The 13,455-nt window shown below is 61.2% G+C and carries 15 protein-coding genes and 2 pseudogenes; 10 read left to right on the forward strand and 7 right to left on the reverse strand.

Annotated features, from left to right (window positions below; all coding sequences use genetic code 11):
* Positions 1-56: 56 nt before the first annotated feature.
* Positions 57-1,040, forward strand: coding sequence for a quinone oxidoreductase family protein (locus R0232_RS41435; protein ID WP_431513203.1), 984 nt, complete (start codon positions 57-59; stop codon positions 1,038-1,040).
* Positions 1,041-1,057: 17 nt separating this feature from the next.
* Positions 1,058-1,147: a glutathione S-transferase N-terminal domain-containing protein gene (locus tag R0232_RS41440; protein ID WP_431513204.1), complete on the forward strand. Its 90-nt coding sequence runs from the start codon at positions 1,058-1,060 to the stop codon at positions 1,145-1,147.
* A gap of 49 nt (positions 1,148-1,196) precedes the next feature.
* On the opposite strand, the gene R0232_RS41445 is transcribed toward R0232_RS41440, so the two are convergent.
* Genes R0232_RS41445 through R0232_RS41460 form a run of 4 tightly spaced genes read right to left on the reverse strand, consistent with a single transcriptional unit; the run spans position 1,197 to position 6,351 of the window.
* Positions 1,197-1,601, reverse strand: coding sequence for a TetR family transcriptional regulator (locus R0232_RS41445; protein WP_431511009.1), 405 nt, complete (start codon positions 1,599-1,601; stop codon positions 1,197-1,199).
* Positions 1,598-3,448: a hypothetical protein gene (locus R0232_RS41450; protein WP_431511010.1), complete on the reverse strand. Its 1,851-nt coding sequence runs from the start codon at positions 3,446-3,448 to the stop codon at positions 1,598-1,600. The genes R0232_RS41445 and R0232_RS41450 overlap by 4 nt, the downstream gene beginning before the upstream one ends.
* A 47-nt stretch (positions 3,449-3,495) precedes the next feature.
* Positions 3,496-5,190, reverse strand: a complete 1,695-nt coding sequence (locus R0232_RS41455) for a hypothetical protein (protein WP_431511011.1) — start codon at positions 5,188-5,190, stop codon at positions 3,496-3,498.
* A 6-nt stretch (positions 5,191-5,196) separates the two neighbouring features.
* A complete protein-coding gene (locus tag R0232_RS41460; RefSeq protein WP_431511012.1) occupies positions 5,197-6,351 on the reverse strand; it encodes a tyrosine-type recombinase/integrase in 1,155 nt (384 codons plus the stop codon).
* 456 nt (positions 6,352-6,807) lie between these two features.
* On the opposite strand from R0232_RS41460, the pseudogene R0232_RS41465 reads away from it, so the two are divergent.
* The 4 genes and pseudogenes from R0232_RS41465 to R0232_RS41480 all read left to right on the forward strand — a co-directional run.
* Positions 6,808-6,858, forward strand: a pseudogene (locus R0232_RS41465) (hypothetical protein); the annotation flags it as partial.
* A gap of 105 nt (positions 6,859-6,963) precedes the next feature.
* Entirely contained in the window at positions 6,964-7,455 is a 492-nt protein-coding gene (locus R0232_RS41470) for a glutathione S-transferase family protein (protein WP_431514656.1), read from the forward strand.
* 49 nt (positions 7,456-7,504) lie between these two features.
* The gene (locus R0232_RS41475) at positions 7,505-8,188 is read left to right on the forward strand and encodes a GntR family transcriptional regulator (protein WP_431513205.1); all 684 of its coding nucleotides are present in this window, start codon (positions 7,505-7,507) and stop codon (positions 8,186-8,188) included.
* A gap of 165 nt (positions 8,189-8,353) precedes the next feature.
* A pseudogene (locus tag R0232_RS41480) lies at positions 8,354-8,563 on the forward strand (acetyl-CoA hydrolase/transferase C-terminal domain-containing protein); the annotation flags it as partial.
* Positions 8,564-8,732: 169 nt separating this feature from the next.
* On the opposite strand, the gene R0232_RS41485 reads toward R0232_RS41480, so the two are convergent.
* Together R0232_RS41485 and R0232_RS41490 are read right to left on the reverse strand one after the other, a co-directional pair.
* A complete protein-coding gene (locus tag R0232_RS41485; RefSeq protein WP_431513206.1) occupies positions 8,733-9,113 on the reverse strand; it encodes a type II toxin-antitoxin system VapC family toxin in 381 nt (126 codons plus the stop codon).
* Positions 9,110-9,313 carry a type II toxin-antitoxin system VapB family antitoxin gene (locus R0232_RS41490; RefSeq protein WP_431513207.1) on the reverse strand — a complete coding sequence of 68 codons (204 nt, stop codon included), beginning with the start codon at positions 9,311-9,313 and terminating at the stop codon, positions 9,110-9,112. Before R0232_RS41490 ends, R0232_RS41485 begins: the two co-directional genes overlap by 4 nt.
* A 464-nt stretch (positions 9,314-9,777) precedes the next feature.
* On the opposite strand from R0232_RS41490, the gene R0232_RS41495 reads away from it, so the two are divergent.
* Positions 9,778-11,145, forward strand: a complete 1,368-nt coding sequence (locus R0232_RS41495; RefSeq protein WP_431513208.1) for a type II toxin-antitoxin system HipA family toxin — start codon at positions 9,778-9,780, stop codon at positions 11,143-11,145.
* Positions 11,138-11,506, forward strand: coding sequence for a helix-turn-helix domain-containing protein (locus R0232_RS41500; RefSeq protein ID WP_431513209.1), 369 nt, complete (start codon positions 11,138-11,140; stop codon positions 11,504-11,506). Before R0232_RS41495 ends, R0232_RS41500 begins: the two co-directional genes overlap by 8 nt.
* Before the next feature lie 170 nt (positions 11,507-11,676).
* Here the strand turns inward: R0232_RS41500 and R0232_RS41505 are convergent, their stop codons facing one another.
* A complete protein-coding gene (locus R0232_RS41505; RefSeq protein ID WP_057598485.1) occupies positions 11,677-11,961 on the reverse strand; it encodes a hypothetical protein in 285 nt (94 codons plus the stop codon).
* A gap of 478 nt (positions 11,962-12,439) precedes the next feature.
* On the opposite strand from R0232_RS41505, the gene R0232_RS41510 reads away from it, so the two are divergent.
* Both R0232_RS41510 and R0232_RS41515 read left to right on the forward strand, forming a co-directional pair.
* A complete protein-coding gene (locus R0232_RS41510; protein ID WP_431513210.1) occupies positions 12,440-12,688 on the forward strand; it encodes a hypothetical protein in 249 nt (82 codons plus the stop codon).
* A complete protein-coding gene (locus R0232_RS41515; protein WP_431513211.1) occupies positions 12,685-13,389 on the forward strand; it encodes a VIT1/CCC1 transporter family protein in 705 nt (234 codons plus the stop codon). The genes R0232_RS41510 and R0232_RS41515 overlap by 4 nt, the downstream gene beginning before the upstream one ends.
* The last annotated feature ends 66 nt before the right edge of the window (positions 13,390-13,455 follow it).

Raw genomic sequence — 13,455 nt, forward strand, 5'->3', positions numbered from 1 at the left:
CACTAGGTGTTTGTATGAATCCATTGATGGCGAGTGCAGCCGTCTAATCGCGGTCCATGACACAAAGCGTCGCCATCCACATCCATCGCCACGGCGATGCCGAGGTTCTGTCAGACACGACGGTCGAGGTGCCGCCGCCCGCCGCGGGCGAGCTGCAGATCCGCCAGAGCGCCATCGGGCTGAACTTCGCCGACATCTACCAGCGCCGCGGTTCGCACGGCCCGCACGCAGCTACCCCGTTCCCGATCACGCTGGGCGCGCAGGGCGCGGGCGTGGTCGAGGCGATCGGCGCGGGCGTGACGGGTTTCGCGCGCGGGCAGGCGGTGGCGTACGTCCATGCCGGCGCCTACCAGGTGACGCGCAACCTCCCGGCGCACCGCGTGGTGCCGCTGCCAGACACCGTGTCGCAGGAACTGGCCGGCGCCACCTTGCTGCGCGGTCTCACCGCCGAGTACCTGCTGCGACGGCTGCACGTGGTGCGACCCGGCCAGACCGTGCTCGTGCATGCGGCCGCCGGCGGTATGGGCGTGATCCTGTCGCAATGGGCGCGCGCGCTCGGCGCGACCGTGATCGGCACCGTGGGCTCGCCCGAGAAGGCGCGCGTCGCGCTTTCGCACGGCTGCCACCATGCGATCGACTACCGCCGCGAAGACTTCGCGGCACGCACTCTGGCGCTCACCGGTGGCGCGGGCGTGGACGTGGTCTACGACGCGGTCGGCAAGGACGTCTTCCTGTCCTCGCTGAAATGCACGCGTCCGCGCGGCATCGTGATCAGCTACGGCACCGCCTCGGGCGACGTCGAGGCCTTCGACCTGCAGTTGCTCCACGCGAAGTCGCTGAGCGTATGCCGTCCGACCCTGCGCAGCTTCATCGCCGATCCCCAGGAACTGCGCGATGCGGCGCGGGCCTTTTTCGGCGCCCTGATCGAGGGGCAGGTGCGGCTGGAGGTCGCTCACCGCTATGCGCTGGCCGACGTGCGGCGCGCCCACCGCGAACTCGAAGGCCGCGCCACCACCGGCGCGACCGTGCTCATTCCCTGAAGGAGAGGACGACCGCCATGCGACTTTTTCATGCCTGGCTGTCCAGCGCCTCGCGCCGCGTGCGCCTGTGCCTGGCCGAGAAGCAGATCGAAGCTTTTGGTGCCTAATTAACAGTTAATGCATAAAAAGTTGTGTGCTCACAACGCCTTAGCTCTCCTAACGCCTCGACGGCCGCAGAGGAGTGACGTTGCCGCCTTGCTTGGCAGAACGAAGCGTCTGGTTATCCACAGTCAACATTTCATTCAGAGTAGCTAGGCAGGCCAATTGCTGCTTCAGAGTGAGGACTTCGCGCCGAAGCTCTGCGTTCTTCTCGCGCTCCGCTTTCAGCTCAGATGCTTTTGCCTCGAGCCGGTCTGCGGTTGCAGCTCCCTGCTTTATGCGGATGAGCTCAGCGATCTGCGGGTAATGGTTGTGGACGAGCGCGGGCGACACTCCGGCTTCGCGCGCGACAGAAGAGATGCTGAGCTCCGTTGCCTTACTGTGCGCACGGCCCCGCTGGATGCGATAGATGGCTAAGCGCAGCTCTTTCTCTCGGATGTCCGCTGGTTTGCGCAGTGTCACAACGCGGTCTCCGGTGAATATCCGAGCTGCTGCAAGACCGTGGAACATCGCTGCAGGTCTCGCTCGACTCTACCCTGGCCTCCAGGACCGATGTCATCGACCGACTGCAGTTCGGCCAGGTGGTCGTACAGCCCTTGGTAAAGGGGTTGGTGACGGCGCTCGATGACGGCGTTGTCACACCCATCGCCACATCGCGTAGGCTCGAGGTCGTTGCCAACGCATTGGCTGTCTTGCGCCGTGCACCAGGCGTGGCCATTGCTGCGGATAGGTGTGCTGAGCGCGATGCTCCTGATCATCGCACTGCGCGACTTGAACATGGTGATGTTCTCGGTGCGTGTGCGCCAGTCCATGAGGTTGCGCCCGTAGCCTCCTGCGAGAGGCTCATCGTCATCGAGCCAAGACGATACCGTCTTCACCTTCAACTCATCGAGTTCATCACCAACTTCCAAAAAGAGGGCCATCTCTTGCGCTTCGTTCAGCGCATACCCGAGCGTCATGTCGAGCGACCAGTGCTTGAAGTGATCTCGCAAGTACCTCAGGTCGCCAAATTGGCTACGAGCAGCGTAGTTTGCGAACTTCCTTCGGAACTGATGCGATGCAAGCTGCCAATCAAGGCCACAGGCGATTGCGAAGCTATTCAGATCGGTGTTTGCGGCGCCGTTCGAGATCGTTCGGACCTGCTTGCCCTGCCTCGCGTCGACACCGACAAAGATCGCACCCAAGTGGGCGCTGGCTTGCGCGATGCGAACGTCTGCAGGGTTTGACTTCCGATAGCCCTCAATCTCCTGGGTCAACATTCCCTGAAGCGGAGCCGCCCATCGATCCATGACACGAAGCGCGGCGACGGCTGCTTCCGGTACTAGCCACTCTGTCGCCCCTTCATAGGTCTTGGTGGACCTAGATCGCATCCACCAGCGGCGATTGCCTTGGGCATCCTCTGTGCTGTAGTAGCTGTTGGTGCGTAAGTACGCCAATTCATGGTTGCGGCAACCACTCAGGCTCGCGATCACGATGTAGCACGCAGTGCGAATCTGCGTGACCGCGACCTTGTAAGAGCGATAGTCCGGAGCCAGGCCGACGCGACGGATCTCTTTGGACTTCAACGCCGCGACGTACTTTTTGTGGAGCCCCGGGTGGGCTGCTTCCACGCGCTCAAGCTCCTCGCGAAGATCTAGTAGGGCAGGAGCCGCTTGGACGATGGCCCAGGCACGCTGGAACAAGGTGGCAAATACCTCATCAGGCATCAAGGGAGTGCGTGCTGAAGCGCTGGAACTCTGGGTATACCCAGTCATGTAGGCTGCGGTGGTGTCAGGCCAAGGATGCTTCGGCATCGCATCGAAGGTGTACTGGCTCAAATCAAAGAGCTCTTCAACCGCAGATAAACGTCGGTACAGGCCCGAGGCCTTCAGGCTCTTCCGATTGCCTGGTCCCGTTCCATCGCGAAAACGTTCCGAAGTGCGCAACTCGTGCGCATAGGAGTTGCACGCAAGAGGGGTCACATCTTTCAATGCGCCAAGGCCAAGAGATGCAAAGTAGTTCAAAGCCTGCGCTATCGACCTGAAGGTTCCGACCACGGTGACGGGGGCCGGCCGACGAATGCTATTCGCGCCGCGCCGCAAATACCTGTACAGCATTGCCTTCGCGACGTCGCGGAAACATTCTGGAATCGCAGCGAAGTCCATCTTCGTCCGAGCAGGACTGTTGTTGGTAGTGACGCCAACGGCCCACCAGACGGAATCGCCGTAGCTGCTGACAACCTGCCAGGTCCCATCGACGCGGGTGAGAAAGACTATCAGCCGATCGCGCTCCTCAGTGGACAGATCGCGTACTTCGTCCGGCTGTGACAAGACTCGGGCTGCCGGTGACGCCTCCGCCGTAGACGCTGTCGCTGCCATCAAGCGGCTCCAATATCGAGTAGGTCAGAAAAAGAGAACTCCCTTCGCCAGAAGGGATGCGGATTCGTCCGCGCGCGCTCGCGCTCGCGTTCAACAGCGTCGCGCTTCAAGATCCCTCGGCTCAATCCCTTCTCAATGATGTCGCGGTCGATGAGACGAACGATGTGGCCAAGCTGGTGCTTCCAGCGGCGAGGATCCATTCGTGATCGCTCCGAAAAGATTCGCCAATAGAAACTAAACAGCCGGTAGAGATCGTCGGCGGTGACAACGTAGTTCTTGCAACGCACGCAGTTGAGAAAGCTCATGCAGACGCCACCACGATTCTTTGGGGCGTACTCACCTTGACTGGGGTCGGAGCATCGGCCCACCGGCGTTCGTTCCGAGTTGCCCAGCGTCCCCGTGAGCAGTTCCTCCGTCAGCGCCTTGCCGAGAAAGACCCAGTTACCCGCAGCCTCTTCGTTAGGCTGCAAATAGTTGATGTCGACGACTCTCGGCGTGTTGCCGGCGGCATTGGCCGTAGCAACGACATCGCCTTCAACAAGCTCATAGATGCGATTGACGAAGGTCTTGCGAAGGCGACTGACGTTCAATTGCAGTGGCTTGCCATCCGCGTCCCGCAGGTCATAGGCAGAAACCAATAATTTGATGGCGCGAAACAATGTGCTCTCGGTCAGCACCGAGATCTCGCCTCGGTTCATGCCGCGGCTCCCGTTTGTCCGGGCCCGAAAGAGCCACACGCGATTTTTTAGTTTCTCTGGAGCTGCGGATCGAAGCGGCTCAGTCAACTCGATGACCCGGCGCACAATGGTGGCGACCGAACTTCGAAGCGGCGGCACCGATTCGATCTCATTCGGTTCAATGGGAGCATCGCGAATGGGTACCTTGTGCTTGGAGTGACCACGACGCTTGAAGAGCACAAGAAACGAGGTGTCAGCCTTCGGGTGCGGCTTCAAAGAGTCCCGTCGCATCTCGAGCAGCGGCGTCGTGTTCCTGCCGGTATGCAGTGCGACGATGAGGAGTGCGTAGGCGAGTAGGTCGGCAGTCACCTCAACGTCAGCGGAAAACAGCGGCCGGATTGCGTCCTTGATCGCCCGAGCAACTTGCTTCCGTTCAGATTGTGAGAAGGGCTTGTGGCCTCGCTTTGTTGCATCAGTACCGGAAAAGGGGTTGGACGGGAACGTGGCGTTGTCACCGCCGATGATCTCGATGATGAGGCCCCGTGCGCACAACGCCTTGAGCACTGATTTGGTGTGCAAGTACCTAGACCGTTGGGTGTACAGCGAATAGTCCCCCACGCCCAGCGCCGCTATGTAGCTGTCGATCACGCTTCTGCTGATATCGGTCAAGTAGAGATCGCGGCCGACTGCTGCGCGCACCACCACCAGATATTCGAGAAAGTAGCGTAGGCCCTGTTGGCAATACGAAAGGATGGTTGCAGACGACAGTTCTGCGTCCTGCTTCGCGAGGAAGCGCTCCACCTGGCGTTGACACGCATAGGTGATCTGATCGATCCCTGCACCGTACCATTCAGCGAAGTCGAACCGCGCCCTGGCTAGCGATTCGTTCACAAAGAAAACGGCGCTCTCAACGGGAGGGATTAGACCGACAGGGATCTCGATGGCTTCGCCACGACGAACATGCTCGACCTTGGGAATGGTCAGGTCGGTCTTGATGAACAATTTTCGTTTTGCCAAGCGTTGCTACTCCTCATCCCAGCTACAGATTTCGGCGTCGTAGGCGAGCACTGCCTCATCGGCCACGTCGTTGACCATGTGCAGGTAAACCATGGTGGTGCTTAGCGAGGCGTGACCAAGCTGCTGCTGAAGAAATACCAAGGGCTCTGTCCTCCGGCCGCGGCCACCTCTGCGCTGAAGTGAAGAAAGGGTGTGCGTCGCGTATGTGTGCCTGAGCATGTGTGGGTGGATTGGCACCCCAATGCGTTGTCCGATCTTTCTAACGATCGCTTCAATTGCCTTGCCGTCCTGAGCGAAGGGTCGGCCATACTGGTTCAAGAAGAGCGATGCGTGCTGGTCTGCGCAAAGCGATGCACGTTCTCCTCGAAGATGATCTGCATAGCGCTTGAGTCCCTTCATCACATCGCGCGCCATGTAAATGACGCGCCGCTTTGAACCCTTCGTGCGCATACCGGTCCCGTCTTCAGGATCAAGCGTCACGGCCACGTTCGCGTCTTTGAGCTTCTTCTGGTCTGGATCGAACACGTAGGCGAGAGGAAATGTCGCCAGCTCCTCTCGTCGTAGCCCGGTCGACAGTGCGAGCCGCATCAACGCCTTGTGGTGTTCGTTGGTCGCGGCCTGAAGTAGCTGTCGCGCCTGCTGGATCGAGAGAAATTTGACGAGATCCTTGTGTTTGCGTGGCATCGCCGAGTTCGTCTCAACGGTGCCATCTGTGCCGCTGAGGTGCGCCAGGAAGCCGCTCGCGACTTGCGTCACATGCCTCTTCTCATAGGTCTGGGGCAATACATCGATCCAGTTGCGCCTCAACGCATATTTATAGAACTCACAGATGTAGGTGAGTCGCAGCCGGATGGTGTTGCGCCTTTGCTTGGCGACATCGAAGCTGTAATCTCTGTAGGCAGCGAGAAGATTCTTGTCCTCTCCTCGATCGACATCGGTCCAGGAGAGCTCATGAGCCTCGAGGAAGCCAAAATAGTCATAGATCGATTGAGCGATCGGGCCCCATGACTTACGCGATTCGATAGCAGCACGCTGCAGATAGAAGCGAAAGAACTCATTGGCTTCGTAGCAGCTTGACATGTCCGAGTTGAGCAGTATCGGAAAACCGGGTACCTCACGCCGAGCGAGCTTGTAGTCTCGCGTTGAGAAGACGAGCAGCACGTCAGATGCCTCGCTCTTCAAGCATGCGAATGGCATTGCGAAACTGCAAATTCCACAGATGAGACACCAAGTCCACGGCGCCAGCGCCGCCGGTCCTGGCCCTGGTGTCTAGGAACCGCGGCCCCGTGCAAACCAACTCGAAGTCGCTTCCACCCGCCGAAACATGCCAGCGAGTAGTACCAGGTGCCTTGATGGGGCGGAAGTTCGCGTCCTGCTTCGCGAAGTCAGCCAGGAGCGGCAGCAAGACGGCCGCGTGCAGCCCGCGCCAGCGCTCCAATCGAAAGTTATCCACAGCCTTCCGCGTCATGTGCCCCTCCCCGGACCCCTCCTGCTACTCATCTCTAACGAGACTGTCAGAGAACACATTCTGTTCTAACAGAGTGAACGCTCTCTAACGACTATGAAAGCGTTGCCGTCGACCTCGGCAAGCAGGAGCAGCACGCGCCCGCATTTCTCGCGATGAACCCGAACGGCGTGGTGCCCGCCCTGGAGATCGCGCCCGGTCGCTTTCTTCACGAGAGCTCGACCATCTGCGAGTTCCTCGACGACATCCAGCCCACGCCGCCCCTGCGTCCCGTCGACCCCTACGCGCTCGCCCAGTTGCGCAACTTCGTGCGCTGGACCGACGAGAAGGCGTTGCCGAACCTGCTGATCCTCAACTGGAGCCTGATGCTGCAGCCGATGGCCCGGCAGTGGAGCGATGAGGAACTGCAGCAGAAGATCGCCCGCATCCCCACGGCCGAGCGGCGCGAGGCCTGGGTCCGGATCGCGCGCCAGCCCTATTCCGACGAGGAGAAGGCCGAGGCACGGCGCAAGCTGCTGCTGCTCGTCGACAAGATGGAGGCCATGCTCGCCGGCTCGGCGTCGCCCGCACCTTCGACCTGGCTGATCGGCGAGCACTACTCGCTGGCCGACATCGCCGCCGTGCCCTTCATCGCCCGCATCGCCGAGATCGCACCCGAGGCGCTCGATGCGTCAGCCAGCCCGCGCGTGCACGCATGGTGGGAGGCCGTGCGGCAACGACCGGCCTTCGCGGCCGCGCGACTGCAGGCCTTCGGCGAGGTGCTCCAGCAACGCGAACACGCCAGCACGGCCGGCCACTGAAGCGAGACCGACGCACCAGGCCCGCGTACTATCATCCGGGCGACACAACATGGCCACCACTTCCCGCGTCAACCTCAGCGACAAGATTCGCGAAGCCCTCGAGGACGAAATCGTTTCCGGCAAGCTCTACGCAGGCTGCCGCCTCGACGAGCAGGAACTGATGGAGCGCTTCAACGTCTCGCGCACGCCCGCGCGCGAAGCGCTGCAGCAGCTGGCGACCGCTGGCCTGGTCGACATCGTGCCGCGCCACGGCGCCGTGGTCGCGACGCTCTCGCTCACGGAGTACGTCGCGATGCTCGAGATGCTCACCGAGCTGGAAGGCCTGGCCGCCCGCCTGTCGGCGCGCCGCATGCCCGCGGCGCTGCGCAAGGACCTCGAGGCCTCGATCCGGGCCTGCGAGGAGGCCGCGGCCCAGGACGATCCGGTCGCCTACGAGCGCGCCAACCGCTGGTTCCACGAGACCGTCTACGACGGCAGCCTCAACGAGGTGCTCGCGCGCCAGTTGCGGCTCATGCGCCTGCGCATGCGGCATCCACAGCGCTCGCTGTTCGACCGGCCCAACCGGGTGCGCAACTCGATGGTCGAACACCGAGCGATCGTGCAGGCGATCCTGAATGGGGACGAAGACGGCGCCGACCGCGCCATGTCGATGCACATCTCCAGCGGTGGAAATGTGTATGTCGATGCGGTCGCCAAGGGCGCATCGAAAAAGCACACCGTTCCCTCCGCTTAGAGCCTCCGCGTCGGACAGATCGCAGGCAAAGCGATAGCTCTTTTCAGGCTTGCCACGCCGCATCGAGGGCGACCACATCGGCGCGGTCGCGGGCTAGGTCGATTTCGTGCGCGCCGCATTGCAATCTGACGGTGGGGTCTCGATCATCGTGCTGCCTCCACCGGGAAGGACGGCCGCTCGAAGATCGCCAGCCGGCTCTATGGACCGGTGACGACGGCCCGCGGCGATGTCGACGTGATCGCCACCGAGCACAGCATGGCCCGGCTGCGAGGGCTGACGATCCGCGAGCGCGTGGAGGCCATGGTGTCGATCGCGGCGCCCGAGCACCGCGAGCCGTTGCGGTGCGAAGCCAGGCCGCTGCTTCGCACTGCTTAGAAATGCATCCTCAAGACCATGGCGAGTCAACGACGGAACCAAGGGGGCAACGAGCACACGGCCTGTCGTGCAGGGCCGCCCAACGGGCATCGCTCAACGATCTGTCGAATCCGACACCTGTTCATCAGCGATCGCATCCGCACCCCACGGGATGTTGGAAATCCAACGTTCAATGGACAGCGGGTCGGTACGCGACCGCAAACCTTTGCGTCATATCGTTCAGGCGCTTGTCTAGAGACCACAGTTCGGCGCCAGGCGTCATCAGCGTCGATGCCACAAGGGTCAGGTCCACGAGGCCACACCCCAATCCAAAGAGACGCTCTTTTTCGATGAAGAGGAGCACTTCGCGGAGGCTGGCTTGCTGCACATGTTGCAGGTGATGCAAATATCCGAGCGTCTGGGTACGCGCTGGCGGTGTACCGCATGCAAGCTCCCCTATCACCATCGGATGAATCAATACTTGGTCAAGCCCGAGCAGCTGCTCCAAGGTGGAGTTCCGCGCGCGAAAATGATCAACCCAAACCGAGGTATCAACCAACACCAGCGTCATGAGCCGGTGCCTTCGCGGCGACGAGGAATGTCGGGCATCTCAGGCATCCGCCCTCCAAGCGCCGCGAGCCGCTTCGCCGACTGGACCCGTACAAAAGTCTTGATCGCTTCCCTGAATAGATCCGCCTTGTCTATGCTTGGGTCCGCTACTTTTAGCGCCTCTTCATACAACGCGTCGTCAATCGTTACCGTTGTTCTCATAGCGCACCCCTTTTTCATCAAATTTGATGCATTTTAGCATCGAATTTGATGCAAACAACTGGGCGGAAGTGCTTGAGCTCACGGCAGCAGGGGTTGTATTCCCGCGGTTGGTCAGGGCCACCAAGCTTAGCCAGTGAGAGCCGCGCCAGCGACGCGTGGTCGCCGACCTGCACATGGGTGTCGCACCTTCAATGCGCCGATGTTTCCCCGACGTGTCGACCGTGCCCTGCAGACGAAGAATCGGAGAAAAAGGGTGCACATGGATGCCAAACAGCCCAGAGGGGCTTCCAAAAAGCCCCAAGCGGCGGAGCTGCGTCAGGCCCTCCCTGCGAAAAGGATTGAAACGCTGCCGATCACCCAAAATCTTCGCAGCTCTCGCTTGGCGACATAGACGCATATTTTCGCCACTATAATGGTCAAATCGATTTGACAAATTCGAGACTTTAACCATTATGATGGTTAATATGCAGGAATTCTCCTTTTCATCTGCTGCCCGCGGCACGACCATCGAAGTGCATGCGAACGGCCGATGGCAAGCCGCCGCTACGATCCAGGCGCTGGGAGCGGACCGCTGCCGTTTCGACTACCTGCCTGAGTACGTTTTCAGCGAGCAGAATCCGCAGCCGGTCGCGTTGGGTCTGCCTGTGGGCATCGAAGCGGACCGATTCGTCGAGGGCCCCACAGGCCGCGAGCCGGATCGCCGCCCGCCGGCCTTTGTCTATGACTTGGTGCCACAAGGCAGAGGCCGCAGGTATCTGCTGGACAGGCTGGGTCTGGCAGACGCCGAAAACATGTTGCTGCCGCTCGTCATGAACGGTGCTTTCAATCCGATCGGTTGTCTGCGATTCGAAAGCGCAATGGAATTCTTCCGCGAGGAGGCCGCACGCGGCGCTGATCCTGGCGCACAACGTGGCTTTTCCATGGAAGAGGTTCTGAACCACAGCGAGGAATTTCTCGAGCATCTGTCCCTGCATGCCATGCTTGCCGCAGGCACCACCGGCGTGCAGGGTGTCGCCCCGAAGTTCCTGCTAACGACCGACGAAGCCGGGCGCTGGTTCGCAGACATGGCACTGCCCGACGAACGCGCCACCACACACTGGTTGCTCAAGTTGCCCCGCGGAAGAAGCGAGGCAGACCGCACCGTCCTTCGCAATGAGGCCGGTTACCTTCGTCTCGCTGCTGCGTGTGGGTTGCGAATGTCGAGCACGCCGCAACTTCAAGGCGAGGTCCTGTTCGTACGCCGTTTCGATCGGGTCGTCGTCGACGGTCAAGTGCAACGACTGCACCAGGAAAGCCTCGCAAGCATCTGTGACTTGAGGGGTTTCGGTTTGCCCAAGAGCCAGCACTTCCTGCTCTCAGGCTTGCGCTCGGTCGTGTCAGACCCGTTCACGGAAACTGTGGAATTCATTCGACGCGACGTGCTGAATCTGGCCATGCGCAACACCGACAACCATGCACGCAACACAGCCGTGCAGCGCCTGGTCGACGGCACCGTTCGGCTAACACCCCTCTTCGACTTCGCCCCCATGTTCCTGGATCCGGAGGTCGTGGCGCGAGGCTGTCACTGGCGCGACGATGCTGGAAAACTTCAGCGCAACTGGAGCGAAGTCATAGAAACGCTTCAAGTGAGCGACCAGGAGAGAGAGCGCATCGCACATGCGCTCCATGCCTTCGCACCCACTGTCGCGGCGCTGGCTGATACGGCCAGGGAATGCGGCGTGGAGCAGCCGGTCATCGAGGCATGCCGCGGCAGTATCGATGCGCAGGCATTGCAGCTGGATGCGTTGCGGGATCTTCTGCCCAAGACCCCACGGAGCAAGCTTCGTGGATAAGCGACGCAAAGCGCCGGATCTCTCACACGAGCGCAAGCTACGTCAGGAAATCTACGACGCCATGGCGGCGGGGCGAATGTCTGTGGGACAGGCCGTGGCTGCCATGCGGCGGATCAGCCGCCTGACCCAACCAGAATTCGCCAAGCATCGAGGGCTCAGCGTACAGAGTCTTCGGCTCATCGAGAGCGACAAGACCAATCCAACCATCGACACGCTGGGAAAGATCGCGAGCATCTTTGGATTGCAGGTCGGCTTCGTGCCAAAGACCGGCTCCTGCGTTTCATGGCAGGAACTCGAACACGGCCTGGCAGAGTCGCCCGAAGCGGTACCGCAGCTCTCCTCGGTCGAGCGTCGCGAATGAGCTCAACGCTGCAGATTCCCGTGAAGAATCGTCTGCGCGCTTTCTGCACATGCGCCGCTTGACCTTGAGGGCAGCCGGCAATTGTCCTCAGAAACCTTCAACCTGTAGAACGCACCGTTTTACCCGTCTCGCCTTTTCGTTGCCTCGGATCAAGCGCTTGCCACGCAGCTTCACAGCCACTGCTCCTGCACGGCCCAGCACACCAGTCGCAACTCGCTAACCGGCAGCACTTCGTATGACCCATCAGCGAACTGCACCTGCGCTTTATCCCCAGCGTGAGGCTTGATGCGCAAGGATCCCCGGCGGCCCTCGTGCTCCACCACCAGCACCGTTCGGCCGCCGATGGGAACAGCGGATGACCGGGCCGGTGCCGCGCTCTTCTTGTGCACCGGAATGCTTGGCGAGCTGCCCTGCTGAGCCAACATCTGCTCGACGTCCGAGCGATTGGCGGGCATGTTGCGCCTAAGTGCTGTCGCCTCGGGCTCGCACCGCCAAGCCTACTTCTTGAGCCACAGGTTGCGCACTCTCCTGCCGGGTGCGCCACGGCCGCGCTATCCATTTGATCGACCGACGACATGAACATGCAGTTCGGTGCGCGATTCCTGAATCCAGGAACGCGGCGATTCGTATGCCTGAACTCCTTATGAGCAACCTGGATGTGAAGAAACTTTCGACCGAAATCTTGACGATTTTCATTTCACTCCGCGAGGGCTTGAGCCACTCGAAGTTGGCGAGTCTGCACACGACCCCTTTATGCTGGTGGTATTGCTTACCGCCCTGGCCGTGCAGAGGATCCGGATTTGAAGAACCATGCCCTTCCAAACATTGCCAATGAAATGGTCGCTCTTAAGCAAAAACAAATCTGTCATGGGAATCATGCAAATCTGTGCAGCGGTCGACTGCCGCCCTGCAGATTCACCATGGAGACAGCCCATGCCAAGTTCCGACAACGGTCCGGGGAGCATCCCTCCCACGCGGCCACCATTCCACGGGGAGCCGCCTGGCAAGCGATCGTTCGACGTCGTCAATGCCTGCATCGTTGCCATCATGCTGGCCGTTGCGGTAGGGGCTATGGCAGTCGAGTGTGGTTTCTACAAGGCCTTTGACGACAACTTGTTCGACCTCGGCCGATCAGCGTTGCCATCGCTGCTGGCGATGCTCGGCGCGAAAGATGCCCGATGAAGCGCCCCTGGAAACACCACGTCGAACGCCACCGTACGACGCGCATTGGCTGGCTGCGCCCGGCAGTCCTCGGCGCGAACGATGGCATTGTTTCCACAGCCAGCCTGATTGTGGGCGTGGCAGCGGCCAATGCGGACCACGGCAGCGTGCTGCTCAGCGGTCTGGCCGGACTGGTCGCGGGCGCGATGTCAATGGCGGCGGGCGAATATGTGTCAGTCCATTCGCAAGCCGACACGGAGCGCGCGGACCTGTCGCGCGAGCGCGCAGAACTCATAGAAGACCCCGCTTCAGAAGAACGGGAACTTAGCGCGATTTACGTGAGCCGCGGCCTGGAGCTCACCCTGGCGCGCGAAGTCGCGCGTCAGTTGATGGCGCATGACGCGCTCGGTGCGCACGCTCGTGATGAGCTGGGCATTTCGGAAACCACGTCCACGCGTCCGGTACAGGCCGCGATGGCCTCGGCGTCAAGCTTCGCCGTGGGCGCGGCGCTGCCCCTTGCAACCGCAGTGGCTGCGAGCGGCCCCTATTTGGCGCCCAGTGTTGCCTGCCTTTCCATCGCCTTCCTGGCGCTGCTCGGCGCGGTCGCCGCTCGGACTGGGGGCGCGAGCGTGAGAAACGGCGCCTGGCGCGTCGCACTGTGGGGTGCGCTGGCCATGGGCGTTACCGCCGCGGCCGGAGCGCTGTTCGGCGCAGCCGCCTGACGCGCGTCGCCCGCATAATGGCAGCGGCCTATCCTGACCTGCCCTCGAAGCTGGACTGACCGTCTC

Source organism: Variovorax sp. DAIF25 (assembly GCF_050711835.1).
In the GTDB taxonomy this organism is placed as follows: Bacteria; Pseudomonadota; Gammaproteobacteria; order Burkholderiales; family Burkholderiaceae_C; genus Variovorax.

Bases quoted from the DNA above. Each gene is read 5' to 3' on its own strand.
- R0232_RS41435 (WP_431513203.1), top strand. From the start codon at position 57: ATGACACAAAGCGTCGCCATCCACATCCATCGCCACGGCGATGCCGAG.
- R0232_RS41440 (WP_431513204.1), top strand. From the start codon at position 1,058: ATGCGACTTTTTCATGCCTGGCTGTCCAGCGCCTCGCGCCGCGTGCGC.
- R0232_RS41475 (WP_431513205.1), top strand. From the start codon at position 7,505: ATGGCCACCACTTCCCGCGTCAACCTCAGCGACAAGATTCGCGAAGCC.
- R0232_RS41485 (WP_431513206.1), bottom strand. From the start codon at position 9,113: ATGACGCTGGTGTTGGTTGATACCTCGGTTTGGGTTGATCATTTTCGC.
- R0232_RS41490 (WP_431513207.1), bottom strand. From the start codon at position 9,313: ATGAGAACAACGGTAACGATTGACGACGCGTTGTATGAAGAGGCGCTA.
- R0232_RS41495 (WP_431513208.1), top strand. From the start codon at position 9,778: ATGCAGGAATTCTCCTTTTCATCTGCTGCCCGCGGCACGACCATCGAA.
- R0232_RS41505 (WP_057598485.1), bottom strand. From the start codon at position 11,961: ATGCCCGCCAATCGCTCGGACGTCGAGCAGATGTTGGCTCAGCAGGGC.
- R0232_RS41510 (WP_431513210.1), top strand. From the start codon at position 12,440: ATGCCAAGTTCCGACAACGGTCCGGGGAGCATCCCTCCCACGCGGCCA.
- R0232_RS41515 (WP_431513211.1), top strand. From the start codon at position 12,685: ATGAAGCGCCCCTGGAAACACCACGTCGAACGCCACCGTACGACGCGC.